This window comes from Paenibacillus glycinis, from assembly GCF_009909185.1.
Taxonomy (GTDB): domain Bacteria; phylum Bacillota; class Bacilli; order Paenibacillales; family Paenibacillaceae; genus Paenibacillus_Z; species Paenibacillus_Z glycinis.
Genome location: NZ_JAAAMV010000023.1, coordinates 26,134 through 42,916, shown reverse-complemented (window position 1 = coordinate 42,916; position 16,783 = coordinate 26,134). Strand labels below are relative to the sequence as shown.

General features: G+C 59.6%; 13 protein-coding genes. 12 read left to right on the top strand and 1 reads right to left on the bottom strand.

Annotated features, from left to right (window positions below; translation table 11 throughout):
- The first annotated feature begins 70 nt into the window (after positions 1-70).
- From GT019_RS22675 to argH, 12 genes are all read left to right on the top strand, one after another.
- Positions 71-268: a cold-shock protein gene (locus tag GT019_RS22675; RefSeq protein ID WP_161745713.1), complete on the top strand. Its 198-nt coding sequence runs from the start codon at positions 71-73 to the stop codon at positions 266-268.
- Between the two features lie 463 nt (positions 269-731).
- Positions 732-1,277: a ribosome hibernation-promoting factor, HPF/YfiA family gene (hpf, locus tag GT019_RS22670; protein WP_161745712.1), complete on the top strand. Its 546-nt coding sequence runs from the start codon at positions 732-734 to the stop codon at positions 1,275-1,277.
- A gap of 150 nt (positions 1,278-1,427) precedes the next feature.
- Positions 1,428-3,935 carry a preprotein translocase subunit SecA gene (secA, locus tag GT019_RS22665; protein WP_161745711.1) on the top strand — a complete coding sequence of 836 codons (2,508 nt, stop codon included), beginning with the start codon at positions 1,428-1,430 and terminating at the stop codon, positions 3,933-3,935.
- 58 nt (positions 3,936-3,993) lie between these two features.
- Positions 3,994-5,107, top strand: a protein-coding gene (prfB, locus tag GT019_RS22660; RefSeq protein WP_161745710.1) for a peptide chain release factor 2 whose coding sequence is annotated in 2 segments (ribosomal slippage) — positions 3,994-4,065 and positions 4,067-5,107 — 1,113 coding nt in all. Because the reading frame shifts where the segments join, the coding sequence is not laid out codon by codon here.
- Positions 5,108-5,326: 219 nt separating this feature from the next.
- A complete protein-coding gene (locus GT019_RS22655; protein WP_235949081.1) occupies positions 5,327-6,166 on the top strand; it encodes a YitT family protein in 840 nt (279 codons plus the stop codon).
- 131 nt (positions 6,167-6,297) lie between these two features.
- Complete coding sequence (gene argC, locus GT019_RS22650) at positions 6,298-7,347, top strand: N-acetyl-gamma-glutamyl-phosphate reductase (protein WP_161745708.1); 1,050 nt, start codon at positions 6,298-6,300, stop codon at positions 7,345-7,347.
- 40 nt (positions 7,348-7,387) lie between these two features.
- On the top strand, positions 7,388-8,629 hold the full coding sequence (gene argJ, locus GT019_RS22645) for a bifunctional ornithine acetyltransferase/N-acetylglutamate synthase (protein WP_161745707.1): 1,242 nt from the start codon (positions 7,388-7,390) through the stop codon (positions 8,627-8,629).
- A 128-nt stretch (positions 8,630-8,757) separates the two neighbouring features.
- Entirely contained in the window at positions 8,758-9,546 is a 789-nt protein-coding gene (gene argB, locus GT019_RS22640; protein WP_161745706.1) for an acetylglutamate kinase, read from the top strand.
- A gap of 33 nt (positions 9,547-9,579) precedes the next feature.
- Positions 9,580-10,794 (top strand): acetylornithine transaminase, encoded by a 1,215-nt coding sequence (locus GT019_RS22635; RefSeq protein ID WP_161745705.1) that lies wholly within the window; start codon positions 9,580-9,582, stop codon positions 10,792-10,794.
- Between the two features lie 17 nt (positions 10,795-10,811).
- Entirely contained in the window at positions 10,812-11,771 is a 960-nt protein-coding gene (gene argF, locus GT019_RS22630) for an ornithine carbamoyltransferase (RefSeq protein ID WP_161745704.1), read from the top strand.
- A 330-nt stretch (positions 11,772-12,101) separates the two neighbouring features.
- Positions 12,102-13,340: an argininosuccinate synthase gene (locus GT019_RS22625; protein WP_161745702.1), complete on the top strand. Its 1,239-nt coding sequence runs from the start codon at positions 12,102-12,104 to the stop codon at positions 13,338-13,340.
- Between the two features lie 118 nt (positions 13,341-13,458).
- Positions 13,459-14,874 (top strand): argininosuccinate lyase, encoded by a 1,416-nt coding sequence (argH, locus tag GT019_RS22620; RefSeq protein ID WP_161745700.1) that lies wholly within the window; start codon positions 13,459-13,461, stop codon positions 14,872-14,874.
- Between the two features lie 243 nt (positions 14,875-15,117).
- Here the strand turns inward: argH and GT019_RS22615 are convergent, their stop codons facing one another.
- Positions 15,118-16,602: a VanW family protein gene (locus GT019_RS22615; protein WP_161745698.1), complete on the bottom strand. Its 1,485-nt coding sequence runs from the start codon at positions 16,600-16,602 to the stop codon at positions 15,118-15,120.
- Positions 16,603-16,783: the final 181 nt, after the last annotated feature.

Here is a 16,783-nt window from a genome sequence, read left to right as displayed (position 1 = left end):
CTGGTATATTCGATTTGTGGGCCACGCTTAGTGATCTCGCAGCTATTTGAAGATGAAGGGAATGTTCTGAATGCAAGGTAAAGTAAAATGGTTCAACGCTGAAAAAGGTTATGGCTTCATCGAGACAGAACAAGGCGGCGACGTATTTGTTCACTTCTCCGCGATCCAATCCGAAGGTTTCAAGACGCTTGAAGAAGGCCAATCGGTAGAATTCGATATCGTCGAAGGCGCACGCGGTCCTCAAGCGGCTAACGTTCAAAAACTGTAATTATCCCGCTGTTAAGCGGCCACATCATACATGGTATGCGCGCTTAACCGAATGTGATAAGCAACAGCCCCGGGCAACCGGGGCTTTTTGTTGTGCTCGCATGCACCGAGGCCCGATAAATCGGCGAGGCGGTCTAAGCCGGCAAGGAAGTTGTCCACACTCGACGATCTGCGGTTTTCAGGCGGGAATTCACCTCGCCGGCAAGCGGCTCGTCCGAGCCCGTCGCTAATCTAGAGCCGTCATGAGACCGAAGCGTCAGACAAATAATCGAGCCGCACCAGGCGCCTGCCCGCGGCACAAGGCGTTGCCAAGACAAGCGTTGTTCGAACCGCCAAACCCTACCGTTTCTAGCATCCCAATACTGGTTTAAATATTTTAGACAATTCAAAAAATACTGAAAATATCTTTGAGAACGCCCGAATAAGATGTTATAATAAGATCATGTAAAAGGGAGGAATGCCGCATGAAATACAACATTCGAGGTCAACACATCTTGGTGACAGACGCCTTGCGCGACTATGTCGAGAAGAAATTGAGCCGCCTGGAAAAGTATTTTGAAGAGCCTTCTGTCTCCGAAACAAACGTAACCCTGTCCGTTACCAAAGGAAGACATGCGATCGAAGTGACGATCCCGTTAACGAGCGTGATGCTGAGAGCCGAAGAGAAAAGCGAGGACATGTATGCTTCGACCGATCTGGTAGTGGACAAACTGGAACGGCAAATTCGCAAACATAAAACGAAAATAAATAGCAAGTTTCGAAAAGAAAGCGGCATAAGGGCGATGTTCAAGGACGAAGGCGCGGCCGTGCGCGTCATGGATGAAGTGGACGATTACGAACTGGTCCGCACGAAGCGGTTCCTGCTGAAACCGATGGACGTCGAAGAGGCGATTTTGCAAATGAACATGGTCGGCCATTCCTTCTATATGTTCGCCAATTCCGATACCAAGGAAGTGAACGTCGTTTATCGGCGCAGCGACGGGCGTTACGGCTTGTTGGAAGCCGATTGAAAGCAACCGCGGGCGGGCCCTGGGCAACCAGGGCTCTTTGCTTGTCGTTGAAGCTTTAACCATCTTATACCTAAGGCCGCCAACATTGCGAGAACAGCCGCAAACTGTTACAATTTATGCAAACAGGCGTAACATCGAAAGGGGAAGACCATGCTCGGACTTGTAAAGAAATTATTCGGAGACGCCAACGAACGTGAGATTAAGCGTCTTATGCGTACGGTAGAGGAAATCAATGGCTTGGAGGCGCAGATCGCTCAGCTTTCGGACGAGGCTCTTCGAGAGAAGACGGTGGAATTCAGAGCCCGTCTGGAACAAGGAGAGGATATCGACGCGCTGCTCCCGGAGGCGTTCGCCGTTGTAAGAGAAGCATCCAAACGCGTGCTGGACAAGCGGCACTATGACGTGCAGCTGATCGGCGGTATGGTGCTGCACGAAGGGCAAATCGCCGAGATGAAGACCGGCGAAGGCAAAACGCTCGTCGGAACGCTCGCGGTGTATTTGAACGCGCTGCTCGGCAAAGGCGTCCATGTCGTCACCGTCAACGATTACCTCGCGATGCGCGACAGCGAACAAATGGGCCAAGTCTATACGTTTCTAGGCATGACCGTCGGCTGCAACCTGCACGGCCTCTCGCATGACGAGAAGCAGGCGGCGTACGCATGCGACATCACATATGGCACGAACAATGAATTCGGCTTCGACTACCTGCGCGACAACATGGTGCTATATAAGGAACAAATGGTACAGCGCCCGCTTTATTTCGCGATCATTGACGAAGTGGACTCCATTCTGGTCGATGAAGCGCGTACGCCGCTGATTATTTCCGGCCAAGCGGCGAAATCGACCGAGATGTACTTTGCGGCGGACCGTTTCGTGCAGCGATTGAAGGTAGAAGAAGATTTCACGGTGGACATCAAGCTGCGCACGGTCACGATGACGGAAGCGGGCGTAGAGAAAGCCGAGAAAGCGTTCGGCATCGAGAACTTGTACGATCATGCGAACGTGCTGATCAATCATCATATCCAACAAGCGCTGAAGGCGCATGTCATCATGAAGCGCGACGTAGACTATGTCGTGCAGGAAGACGAGGTCGTGATCGTCGACGAATTCACGGGCCGTCTGATGGCGGGCCGCCGTTACAGCGACGGGCTGCACCAAGCGATCGAGGCGAAAGAGCAGATCAAGGTGCAGAACGAGAGCATGACGCTCGCGACGATCACGTTCCAGAACTACTTCCGGATGTACCGCAAGCTGGCCGGCATGACCGGTACGGCGAAGACGGAGGAAGAAGAATTCAAGAAAATTTACGGCCTGGAAGTCATCCAAGTGCCGACGAACCGGAAGAACATCCGGGACGATATCGCGGACGTCGTCTACAAGACGGAGAACGGCAAGTTCAAGGCGGTCGTCGAGGAGATCGTCAAGCGCCATGCGAACAGGCAGCCGGTGCTGGTCGGTACGGTGTCCATCGAGAACTCCGAGAAACTGTCCGAGATGCTGAAGAAACGCGGCATCGAGCATAAGGTGCTGAATGCGAAATACCATGCCGAGGAAGCGGAAATCATCTCGCGCGCCGGTCAATCGAATTCGGTGACGATCGCGACGAACATGGCCGGCCGGGGTACGGATATTTTGCTCGAGAGCGGCGTCGACGGAATCGGCGGTTTGCATATTATCGGTACGGAGCGCCATGAGAGCCGCCGGATCGACAACCAGCTCCGCGGTCGCGCCGGACGTCAAGGCGACCCGGGCTCGTCGCAGTTCTACTTGTCCCTGGAGGATGATCTCATGCGCCGCTTCGGCTCGGAGAACATCATGGGCATGATGGAACGCCTCGGCTTCGAGGAAGACCAGCCGATCGAGAGCCGTCTGATCTCCCGAGCCATCGAATCGGCGCAGAAGCGGGTCGAGGGCAACAACTTCGATCAGCGTAAAATCGTCCTGCAGTACGACGACGTCATGAACCAGCAGCGCGAGATCATTTACAAGCAGCGCCGCGAAGTCTTGTTCTCCGAGAACATCCGCGAGATCGTGCTCGAGATGATCAAGCCGATCATCACGAAGATCGTGGAAGCGCACTGCCCGTCCGACGACATTCCGGAAAACTGGGAGCTGCAGGAGATCGTCGATTACGCCGAAGGCAACTTCCTGAACGAGGACATGATCACGAAGGATGATCTGTGGGGCAAGGAACCGCAGGAAATCATCGATTTCCTCTACGAGAAGGTCATCGGTCTGTACGATCAGCGCGAAGTGGAAATCGGCACCGAAACGATGCGCGAATTCGAGAAGGTCGTCGTGTTGCGCGCGGTAGACAGCAAGTGGATGGATCATATCGACGCGATGGATCAATTGCGTCAAGGGATTCACCTTCGCGCCTACGGCGGCACGGATCCGCTGCGCGAATATCAATTCGAGGGCTTCGAGATGTTCAAGGAAATGATCGAGAACATTCAAGAGGAAGTCACGAAATACATCATGAAGGCGCATGTCGAGAACAATCTGGAGCGTCAAGAGGTCGCCAAAGGCCAAACGGAATCCGGCGGCAGCAGCGAGAACGCGCAGAAGCGCCCGGTCCGCAAGGATGAGCGCGTGAAGCGCAACGACCCGTGCCCTTGCGGCAGCGGCAAGAAATACAAGCAATGCCACGGACAATAAGCCCGGCTTTCGCATAAAGTAAGGGCAATGAACCGAATGTTGAGGTGAAGCGATAGTCATGATAGATATCACGGTGAAACAAGATCTGCGTGAAATGGCGAAGCGTCTCCAAGAACTCAGGGGGTCTCTTTGACTTAGATATTAAGCAGGAGATGATCTTGAATTTCGAGGAGAAAATGAGCGCCCCCGATTTCTGGGACGACAACGAGCGCGCGCAAAGCACCATCGCCGAGCTAAATGCCGTCAAGTCCGTCGTGGACCAGTACGAGCGGATGAACGCCGAGCACGAAGACCTGCAGACGATGCTGGAGCTGGCGGAAGAGGAAAACGACGAGGACATGGACGCGGAGCTGAAGAAGAGCGTCTCGGACCTCGTGGCCAAAGTAGGCGAGTTCGAGCTGCAGCTGCTGCTGAACGAACCGTACGATAAGCTGAACGCCATTCTCGAATTGCATCCCGGCGCCGGCGGCACGGAGTCGCAGGACTGGGGTCAGATGCTGTACCGGATGTATACGCGTTGGGCGGAGAAGCACGGCTTCAAAGTGGAGCTTCTCGATTACTTGGCCGGGGACGAGGCGGGCATCAAGAGCGTCACGATTTCCGTCAAAGGCCACAATGCGTACGGATACCTGAAGGCGGAGAAAGGCGTGCACCGGCTCGTGCGGATATCCCCGTTCGACGCTTCGGGACGCCGGCATACGTCCTTCGTATCCTGCGACATCATGCCGGAGATCGACGACGACATCGAGATCGAGATTCGCAGCGAGGATTTGAAGGTGGATACGTACCGGGCGAGCGGCGCGGGCGGACAGCACATCAACAAGACGGAGTCGGCCATACGGATTACGCATGTCCCGTCCGGCATCGTGGTGTCCTGCCAAACGCAGCGTTCGCAAATCCAGAACCGGGAGCGCGCGATGCAGATGCTCCGTTCCAAGCTGTACGAGCGCAAGATCGAAGAGCAGCAGAAGCAGCTCGCGGAAATCCGCGGCGAACAGTCGGATATCGCATGGGGCAGCCAGATCCGCTCCTACGTGTTCCATCCGTACAGCATGGTGAAGGACCACCGGACCTCGGTGGAGACCGGCAACGTCGGCGCGGTCATGGACGGCGATTTGGATATCTTCATCGACGGTTACCTGCGCAGCAAGATCCGCCACGACGAGAATTAGGCTCGGGCGGCATGCATAGGCGTGACAAAGAGTTCCGACACTGATAAGTGTTGGAACTCTTTTTTAATATGAACGGCGACAGTAAAGGAGCGGAAGATGGTCATGGCCAATCATGCGGATGAAGGGCAGCAATCGAAGCAACAGGGGAAGGGACGGCTCGACGCAGCCGCGAAACAGCTCATTCGCGCCGAGCGGATCCGTACACGAAAATCGCGCGTCATGAACGCCAGAACGGAAGCCATGCTAAGCGTGCTGTATTTGCTCGCGGGCTCGTTTCTGATTGCCGTCAGTTTCAATGTCTTCCTCGTCCCGCTCGGCATCGCGGCCGGCGGCGTCTCGGGGATATCGATACTCGTGAATTACGAGACGGGCTTCCCGCCGGCGTATACGCAGTGGGCGCTGAACGTGCCCCTGTTTTTGCTCGGCCTCTGGCTGCTCGGCAAGCGATTCGCGCTCAAGACGGCGCTCGGCTCGTTCGTGCTGCCGCTATTCGTGCTGTTCACGTCGCATTGGAAGCCGCTGACGGACAACGCGATGCTGGCTTCCATCTACGGCGGCATCGGCGTCGGGATAGGGCTGGGGCTCGTGTTTCGCGGCAAAGCGTCCACGGGCGGCCTGGATCTGGCGGCGCAGCTGCTTCACCGGTTCACGGGCATACGCCTGGCGCTGGCCGTTCCGGTTTTCGACGGCTTGGTGATCGCGGCCGCAGGCATCCTGATCGCGCCGGAGAATGCGCTGTATGCGCTCGTGGGCTTGTTCGCGACGAGCAAAACGATCGACTTCGTGCAGACGGGACTCGCGATATCGAAGGTGGCCTTTATCATTTCCGCGCGGCCGGACCAGATTACGCAGGTCGTGCTGCATGATTTGGACCGCGGGCTGACGAAGCTGGACGGGCACGGCGGGTATACGGGAGAAGCGCGGACGGTGCTGATGGTCGTGGTCGGCAGAGGGGAGATCTCGAAGCTGAAAAGCCTCGTCAGGGCGACGGATCCGAGCGCGTTCGTGATCATCAGCGACACGGCGGAAGTGCTCGGCGAAGGCTTCAATTTGCCATGAAAACGACCGAATTTTTCGTTGTATTTATATGAATACGTATGTATAATAATACAAAGTAAAAGCTATTTCCACGATCCTTCCCTTTGTGTACAATGAAGAACTAGGAAGGATTAGGATGGGAGAGAACGGACATGAACACAGTGGTAAAAGCAGCGATTATCGGATCGACCGGCTACGGCGGCGTAGAGCTGATCCGGCTTCTGGCGGGTCATCCGCAAGTGGAAGTCACGTCGGTCGTATCCTCCTCGAGCGCAGGCGCTCCGATCGCGGAAGGATATCCGCATTTAACCGAAATTCGCACCGACCTGCTGGACGACGTCGATCCGGCGCTGATCAAGAGCAAGGCGGATGTCGTGTTCATCGCGACTCCTTCGGGCATCGCGGCCAAACTGGCCCCCTCGCTGCTGGCTGAAGGGCTGAAGGTCATCGATTTGTCCGGCGATCACCGGCTGAAGGAGCGCGGGGAATACGAGACGTGGTACAAGAAGCAGCCGGCCGATCAGGAGTACTTGGACAAGGCGGTATTCGGGCTGTCCGAAGTATACGGCGAGTCCGTGCGCGGAGCGGACTTCGTGTCCAATCCGGGCTGTTATCCGACGGCGACGCTGCTCGGTCTCGTGCCTGCGGTGAAGGCGGGCTTCATCGATCCGGCTTCGATCATCATCGATGCCAAATCCGGCGTTTCCGGAGCGGGCCGCGGCGTGAACCTGGGGCATCATTTCGCGGAAATCAACGAGAATTTCAAAGCGTATAAGCTCAACCAGCATCAGCATATCCCGGAAATCGAGCAGGTGCTGACGGACGCGGCGGGCCGCAAGATCGTGACGACCTTCTCGACGCAGCTGATCCCGATCACGCGTGGGATCATGAGCACGATGTATGCCGGCATGACCGGCACTTATACCAACGAAGATTTCATTTCGCTTTATCGCAATTACTATGAAGGCCGCCATTTCGTGCGGATCCGTCAGGACGGCACCTGGCCGGCGACCAAGGAAGTATCGGGCTCCAACTACTGCGACATCGGCTTCGCCGTCGATGCGCGCACGGGCCGCGTCACGATCGTATCGGTCATCGACAACCTCGTGAAGGGCGCCGCCGGGCAGGCCATCCAAAACCTCAACCTGATGATGGGCTGGGACGAGACGCTCGGACTTCGATTCGTACCGGTATATCCTTAACCTAGCACCACTACCGCGCAAAAGGAGAAGCGATTGAACAATGGGACAGGGGAACACATCCGCATCATACGCGGTCGTGCCGAACGGCTCGGTCACGACCCCAAAAGGCTTTAAAGCCGCCGGCCTGCATTGCGGCTTGAAGAAAACGACGCGCCACGACCTCGGCGCCATCGTCTGCGACGTACCCGCGGCGGCGGCCGGCGTGTACACGACGAACGTGTTCCAGGCGGCGCCCATCGCCGTCACGCGCGAGAGCATCGGCGCGGGCGGCAAGCTGCGCGCCGTCATCGTCAACAGCGGCAACGCCAATGCTTGCACCGGCAAGCAGGGCGATGCCGACGCGTACGAGATGCGCAGCGCGTTCGCGGACGCGATCGGCGTGCCGGCGGACCAAGTGGCGGTCGCTTCCACGGGCGTCATCGGCGAGCTGCTGAAGATGGACCGCGTGCGCGGCGGCATCGCGGAGCTTCCGGCCCGATTGAGCGATTCCTACGAAGCGGCGGACGACTTCTGCCAGGCGATTCTGACGACGGACCTCGTCAAGAAGGAAGTATGCGTCGCCGTCACCGTAGACGGCCGGACCGTACATATCGCCGGCGCTTCCAAGGGCAGCGGCATGATCCACCCTAACATGGCGACGATGCTCGGCTTCGTGACGACGGATGCGGCGATCGGCAGCGAGACGCTGCACAAGCTGCTCCGCCAAGCAACGGACCTGACGTTCAACATGATCACGGTGGACGGCGATACGAGCACGAACGACATGCTGGTCGCGATGGCGAGCGGGTTTGCCGGCAACGACGAGCTGACGGAGAGCCATCCGGATCTCGCCGCGTTCGCGGAAGGACTTCGTTACGTATGCGAGGTGCTGGCCAAGGCGATCGCGCGCGACGGCGAAGGCGCGACGAAGCTGGTAGAGGTGCAGGTGCGCGGGGCGGAGAACAATGCGTCCGCGCAGGCGATCGCGAAGACGGTCATCGGTTCGTCGCTCGTGAAGTCGGCCGTGTTCGGCGCGGACGCCAATTGGGGCCGGATTATCGCGGCCGTCGGCCGCGCAGGCGTGCCGGTCAACCCGGAGACGGTCGACATCGCGCTCGGCGACATCGTGACGCTCGCGCAATCCCGTCCCGTAGCCTTCGACGAAGAAGCGGCGCTGGCGTACCTGAAAGGCGATACGGTGGTCATTTACGTCGATCTGCATATGGGCGAAGGTCATGCGACGGCATGGGGCTGCGATTTGACTTATGATTACGTGCGCATCAACGCGGCGTATCGGACGTAATGCGATAGATAGACAGCGATGCAAGGGCAAGAGTTACGCTGACGCCCCGCTCCAATCGCTTTTGAAACTAGAGGTTCCGTAGACGGATGCGCAATGAATTTTTCGGTACGAAGGGAACGGAAGCAACCATGGATACGCGGTTTGTCATGAAATGCGGAGGCAGCACGCTGGCGGCGCTGCCGGCCTCCTTTTTCGAGGAGTTGCGGGATCTGCAGGCGCGGGGCGTGAAAGCGGTCATCGTGCACGGCGGCGGACCGGCGATCTCCGAGACGCTCGGCAAGCTCGGCATCGAGAGCGAGTTCGTCGGCGGTCTGCGCAAGACGAGCAACGAGGTGCTGGACGTCGTGGAGATGGTCCTGGCGGGACGCATCAATAAGGAAATCGTCCGCCGCATCCAGCAGAGCGGCGCGAAAGCGCTCGGTCTTTCCGGCGTGGACGGGGAGCTTATCCAGGCGAAGCCGGTGGCGAACGCGGCCGAGATCGGATTCGTCGGCGACGTGACGGACGTGAACGCGGCGATCATCGAAGGCGTCATGAGCATGGGCTACATCCCGGTCATCGCGCCGATCGGCATCGACGCGGCGGCGCAGCGGTACAACATCAACGCCGATACGGCGGCAGGCGCAGTCGCGTCGCATCTGGGCGTGGAGCGGATGATCGTCGTGACCGACGTGCCGGGCATCCTGAAGACGGTGGACGGGGAGAAGCGGGTTCTTCCGTCCGTGACCGTGGAGGAGATCGAAGCGATGATCGCGAGCGGCGACATCTACGGCGGCATGATCCCCAAGGTTCGCGCGGCGATCGCGTGCATCCAAGGGGACGTGAAGGAAGTCGTGATCGTGAACGGCGACATGCCGGGCGTGCTCGGCAAAGCGGTGCTCGAAGGCGGCATCGGCACGCGGATCGTGCGGCAATAATCATTCTATTTCTCATGAGAGGGTGAACGTAAGATGAGCGAATTGAACAATGGCGCGGCGGCAAACGGGGGAAGCTCGCTGTTCCCGACGTATGCCAGATATCCGATCGCTTTGGTGAAAGGCGAGGGCAGCTGGCTGTGGGACGACCAAGGGAACAAATACTTGGATTTCATGTGCGGTATCGCGGTGACGAACCTCGGCCATGCGCCGAAGCCGGTGAAGGACGCGCTCGTGAAGCAGCTCGATGAGCTGTGGCATGTCTCGAACTTGTTCCACATTCCGAACCAAGAAGCGGCCGCGAAGCTGCTCACGGACAACAGCCACGCGGACGCGGTGTTCTTCTGCAGCACCGGCGCGGAAGCGAACGAAGCGGCGATCAAGCTGGCGCGCCGGTACCAGCAGAAGGTGAAGGGCAACGGACGCTACGAGATTCTTACGTTCGCCCAATCGTTCCACGGACGGACGCTCGCGACGCTGACGGCGACCGGCCAAGAGAAAGTCAAGGAAGGCTTCCTGCCGCTGCCGGAAGGCTTCCGCTACATCCCGCTGCACGACGTCGACGCGCTCGAAGCTGCGATCACGGACAAGACGGCGGCGGTCATGATCGAGACGATTCAAGCGGAAGGCGGCGTCGTGCCGGTCGATCCGGCATACCTGCAGCATCTGTCGAAGCTGTGCAAGGAGCGCGGCGTCCTGCTGATCTTCGACGAGATTCAGACGGGCATGGGACGCACGGGCAAGCTGTTCTCGTTCGAGCACTACGGCATCGAGCCGGATATTTTCACGCTGGCGAAGGGGCTCGGAAGCGGCTTCCCGGTCGGCGCGATGCTGGCGAAGGGCGAGCTGGCCGAGGCGTTCTCGGCGGGCAGCCACGGCTCGACGTTCGGCGGCACGCCGATCGCGACGGCCGTCGTCAAGGCGACGATCGAGACGCTGCTGAGCGAGAACGCGGCGGGCCGCGCGGCGGAGACGGGCGAGTATCTGATGAACGAGCTGCGCGACAAGCTGGCCGGCAATCCGTTCGTGAAGGAAGTGCGCGGCAAAGGCTTGCTCGTCGGCATTGGCTGCAACGGCCCCGTGGCGCCGATCGTCGCGGAAGGCCAAAAACGCGGGCTGCTGGTCATCACGGCCGGTCCCGACGTGGTGCGCCTGCTGCCGAGCCTGCTCGTGTCGCGCGAGGAAGTCGACCAAGCGGTGAGCATTCTGGCTTCGATTTTTGCGGACCAAACGGCTGCGGCGCAGTTGTGATGAAAGGAGAGGCATCCATGTCTCAACTCTTGAAAGAAGAACTCGCGGTGAGTTTGAAAGGCCGCGATTTTATAGAATTGACCGATTACACGCCGGATGAAATCCGGTACCTGATCGATCTCGCGATCGAGCTGAAGCGCAAGCTGAGAGCGGGCGAAACGCATCATCCGCTCAAAGGCAAGACGCTCGGGATGATTTTCGAAAAGTCGTCCACGCGCACGCGCGTCTCGTTCGAGGTCGGCATGTACCAACTCGGCGGCCAGGCGCTGTTCCTGAGCCGCAACGACCTGCAGATCGGCCGCGGCGAGACGGTGTCCGATACCGCGCAGACGCTGTCGCGCTACCTGGACGGCATGATGATCCGCACGTTCGCGCACCGCACGGTCATCGAGCTGGCGCGCGCCGCGACCGTGCCGGTCATTAACGGCCTTACGGATCTGGCGCATCCGTGCCAGGTGCTGGCCGATTATCAAGCCGTGCTGGAGCATAAAGGCCGTCTGGAAGGGCTCAAGATCGCCTACATCGGCGACGGCAACAACATGGTGCACTCGCTGCTCATCGGCGCGGCGAAGCTCGGCATGCACATGTCGGTCGCGACGCCGGAAGGCTACGAGCCGGACGCGGACGTCGTCCGGATGGTCAAGGAATACGCGGCCGAGACCGGCTCGCGCATCCACGTCTGCCGCGATCCGCGCGAAGCGATCGAAGGCGCGGACGTCGTGTACACGGACGTGTGGGCGAGCATGGGCTTCGAAGCGGAGCAAAAGGAGCGCGAGCTCGCGTTCGCGAACTACCAAGTCAACGAAGCGCTCGTGAGCCACGCCAAGAGCGATTTCATCTTCATGCACTGCCTGCCCGCGCACCGCGGCGAAGAAGTCAGCGAAGGCGTCATCGACGGCAAGCACTCGATCGTGTTCGACCAAGCGGAGAACCGCCTGCATGCCCAAAAGGCCATCATGGCCGCGATCATGGGTTAACGGCGTTAATATTTACTTTTAGGTGCTCAGGTTCAAGGATTATCGCCAGCTGAACCTGTCTTTAGCCTTCATTCAAGCCGATGGCTCTGCGCTGGCTGGCCATTAGCTCTGTTTTCTGCCCCAGCTCCCTCCGGGAAATGTGTTAAAGAAGTGCCCGGAGGGCGAGGTGAGGTGGAAAAGTGTTAACGGTCGCCTTTGTAGTCGGATTTTACCTGATTAATAACTTAGGTGATCAAATAAATCCGACTACAACAGCGATTGGAACCCACCACGCCCGTAGGGCATGCCTCTTGCATTTCCCGAAATTATCATTCTTTAAGGAGCGTATTTATGGCAAAGGAAAAAATCGTTCTGGCCTATTCCGGCGGTCTCGACACGTCGGTCATCCTAAAATGGCTCAAAGAAACCTACGACGCGGAAATCATCGCCTTCACGGCCGACATCGGACAGAAGGACGAGCTCGACGGCCTGGAAGCGAAAGCGCTCGCGACCGGCGCCTCCAAAGTCTACATCGACGACCTGCGCGACGAATTCGCGCAAGACTTCATCTACCCGATGTTCCAATCCGGCGCGCTGTATGAAGGCCAATACCTGCTCGGCACGTCGATCGCGCGTCCGCTGATCGCCAAGCGCATGGTGGACATCGCGCGCGCGGAGGGCGCGACGGCCATCGCGCACGGCGCGACGGGCAAAGGCAACGACCAAGTGCGCTTCGAGCTGACGGCCGCCGCATTGGCGCCGGACATCGCCGTTATCGCGCCATGGCGCGTCGAAGCGTTCCGCGAGCAGTTTCCGGGCCGCGCCGAGATGATCGCGTACGCCGAGAAGCACAACATCCCGGTTCAAGCGTCCGCGGCGAAGCCGTACTCCATGGACCGCAACCTGCTCCATATCAGCTTCGAGAGCGGCGTGCTGGAGGATCCGTGGTTCGATCCGAGCAGCGACGAGAACAAGGGCATGTTCGTCTTGTCCGTAGCGCCCGAGGATGCGCCGGATCAATCCGAATACGTCGAGCTCACGTTCGAAGCCGGCAATTGCATCGCCGTGAACGGCGAGCAGCTGAGCCCGCTTGCGGTCATGGAGAAGCTGAACGAGCTGGGCGGCAAGCACGGCATCGGACGCGTCGACATGGTCGAGAACCGGTTCGTCGGCATGAAGAGCCGCGGTGTGTACGAGACGCCGGGCGGCACGATCCTGTTCGCCGCGCACCGCAAGATGGAATCGCTCACGATGGACCGCGACGTCATGCATCTGCGCGATTCCCTGATCTCCAAATACGCTTCGCTCGTCTACAACGGCTTCTGGTTCGCGCCCGAGCGGCTTGCGCTGCAAGCGCTCGTGCTCGAGAGCCAGAAGAACGTCACCGGCGTCGTGCGCCTGAAGCTGTACAAAGGCAACGTCATCGGCGCGGGCGTGAAGAGCCCCGTCAGCCTGTACAACCCGGACATCGCGACGATGGAGGCCGATCCGTCGAAGGCGTACGACCAAGGCGACGCGACCGGATTCATCCGCCTGAACGCGCTTCGCCTGAAAGTATCCTCCGGCGTCGAGCAAAGCAAGCAGCAATAAGGGATTGAAGGGGTCCGCGACAGTCGGGCCATGATTCGTATAGCCGGACGGCCGAGGTCCGCGCGAACCTTCGAGCTGACGGCAGTACGGCACGAAACGACAAAGGAGTGCACCGCTTGTGAGTAAATTATGGGGCGGCCGGTTTACGAAGAAAACCGACCAGCTGGTTGAAGAATATACGGCATCGATCACGTTCGACAAGGAATTGGCGGAAGAAGATATTCAAGGCAGCGTGGCGCACGTGACCATGCTGGGCAAGCAGGGCATCCTGCCGGCCGCGGACGTGGAGACGATCAAGGACGGCCTGCACCGCGTCCTGCAGCGCATCAAGCGCAACGACCTCGAATTCTCCGTCGCCGACGAAGACATTCACATGAACATCGAGAAGACGCTGATCGACGACGTCGGTCCGGTCGGCGGCAAGCTGCACACGGGCCGCAGCCGCAACGACCAGGTCGCGACGGATATGCATTTGTACCTGCGCAAGCGCGTCGTCGAGTTCGTCGACATGCTGCAGAAGCTCCAGGAGGCGCTCGTCGCGCAGGCGAAAGCGAACCTCGATACGATCCTGCCGGGCTATACGCATCTGCAGCGCGCGCAGCCGATCCTGTTCGCGCACCATATGATGGCGTACGTCAGCATGTTCGGCCGCGACATCGAACGGCTGCAGGACAGCTACAAACGCGTGAACATGCTGCCGCTCGGCGCCGGCGCGCTGGCGGGCACGACGTTCCCGATCGACCGCCATCTCGTGGCGAGCCAGTTGAAATTCGACCGCGTGTACGAGAATAGCCTCGACGCGGTAAGCGACCGCGACTTCATCCTCGAATTCTTGTCGCAGGCGTCGATCATCATGATGCATCTGTCGCGCCTGAGCGAAGAACTCATTCTGTGGTCGAGCACGGAGTTCCATTTCGTGGAGCTGGACGACGCGTTCTGCACGGGCAGCAGCATCATGCCGCAGAAGAAGAACCCGGACGTGCCGGAGCTTGTCCGCGGCAAGACGGGCCGCGTCTACGGCAATCTCGTCGGCTTGCTGACGGTGCTCAAGTCGCTTCCGCTCGCGTACAACAAGGACATGCAGGAAGACAAGGAAGGCATGTTCGATACGGTACGCACGCTGCAAGGCGCGCTTCAGCTGTTCGCGCCGATGATCGCGACGATGAAGGTCAACAAGGACCGGATGCGGCAAGCCGTCAACCAGGATTTCTCCAACGCGACGGACATCGCCGATTTCCTCGTGGGCAAAGGCCTGCCGTTCCGCCAAGCGCATGAGGTCATCGGCAAAACGGTGCTGTATTGCATTCAGCAGGGCAAGTACTTGCTCGACCTGAAGCTGGACGAATTCAAGCAGTTCTCCTCGTTATTCGACGACCGGATCTACGCGGTGCTGCAGCCGGAAAACGTCGTGAACGCCCGCAACGTCTACGGCGGCACGGCGACGACGCAGGTCGCGGAAGCGATCGCCCGCGCGGAGGCAGAGCTGGCGGGAACCGCGGCATGGGTCGCGGAATACGCGGAGCGCAGCCGCTAACGGGCAGCGCGGATGGAATAAAGCCCCGCATGGTGCTGACTTTGACAAGTCAGCCCATGGCGGGGCTTTTTGTTGTTCGATTGACGATGGCTGACGATCGCTGGCGGCAGCATAAGCCGGTGCCGTGCACCGTGGCTCGAATCGCGGCATGGCCTCGACAGCGGCATCGCCTCGACAGCGGCATCGCATCGATTGAAGCGACAACGAACAAGCATCAGCTGCAACGACTAGCGCTCCCGTCGCCTACTCCGACACGCCGTCTTCCAGCAGCGGCTTCTGATGGTCCAGCTGGCCGCCCGGCGAAGATTGTTCGGGCGCGATCGCGTACACCGACGGCTGCGCCTTGTAGGTATCCCGCGAGACGCGGTCGGTCGCGACGACTTTGCCGTTCACGAGCTTGGAGCGGTAGGTCTCGACGACGTAGCCGGCTTTGCCGGAAGACAGCAGCAGGCGGGAGCCCGGATGCAGGGAGGCCCTCGCGACTTCCTTGATCGTCGGCGGGATCGTGCGGATGGTTTTGGACGAGATGGCGTATTTGACGTTTTGCGGCATGGTGCCGAACAGCTTCACGGTCACCTGCCGGTCCGCCACCTCGGTGCGGATGACGAGCGTCTTGCCGGTCGTGTTCTTGAACCGGAAGTTAATGGCGCCCTCCGCGAAGGTCGCATCCTGGCCAAGGGGGAGATAGGCGACGGGCAGCGAATGGTTGCGCCGCTCGACCAGTTCGAGCCCGGCCCGCAGCACCGCGTTGTACAGCGTGCTGGAGACTTGGCAGATGCCGCCGCCGACGCCCTGCACGAATTCGCCGTTCAGGATGACCGGCGCCGCGCGGTAGCCGTATCGCTGGTTCGTGGCCGCCACGACCTTGCTGTAGTCGAACACTTCGCCCGGCGCCAGCACCCAATCGTTCAGCGTGCGCGCGGTCACGCCGACGTTGTAGGCGCGTCCGGCTCCGCTCGTCCTGTAGGTCGTCGCGAAGGAGGCGATCATCCGATCGACGCCCTCGGCTTTCAAGCGGTCGAGCGTCACGCCCGGGTGGATGACCTTGAGCGCGACGGGCATGGAGATCGGCTTCAAGGCCGCGCTCCAATCTTGTCCCAGCGTTTGTTCCACCGCCTTCACGGCTTGCTTGTACATGGCGTCCGCGTCGAGACGGCGGGCGTCTTTGTGCGGCGTGTAGACCACTTTATCGTCGGCCGTAATCGTTCGATTCGCGTTCTTGGGCTCCCCGGCGTTCAGATATCCCCACTCGCTGTTCATCTGCTTCTTGAATTTCGCCTGATCCCAGCCGACGCCGATGACGAGCTGCCCGGGGAAATGCCAGCGGGCCTTCGCGCGCTCCATGACGCTGCCGTTCTCCAGCTTGGCGATCGCCGCCTCCGCCGCCTTCGTATCGACGGTAAGGCCTAGCTCGGCCAGCGTCCAGGACCTTTGCCGGACGTCCGGGGGGCCGGCGTTCACGGTCAAGCGGAGCTTCTCAAGCGCGGCTTTGCGTTCGCTCAGCTTCTGCCTGGCGGCGGCTATGTTCAGGCTGCCGAGATCGACAGCCGCTCCACCTTTTAGCGGGGTGAGGCCTTTTCCGGCGCCCGTGCCGTCTATTCGGAGGGCAAGCTCCCTAGGCAGGGCCTGCTGCGAGGCATACACCCATATGCCGCCCCAGCCGGCGGAGAACAGCAGCAAGCCAAGCACGATCAGCGTCCAGATCAGATGGAGCCGTTTGGTTTTCAATACGCGTCATCTCCTTGGGCGGTGCTTCGTTCATGTATATGCACGTCCAAGCCGTTTTTTGCCAATGGGTTTCTATTTCCGAACGTTTGTCGAAAAATCTACGTCCGCGACCCCCTCAAACCCCCGATTCCAACATGAGAAAAATTAAAAAAATGCAGAATGTGGGACTTTCGTAGAGGAT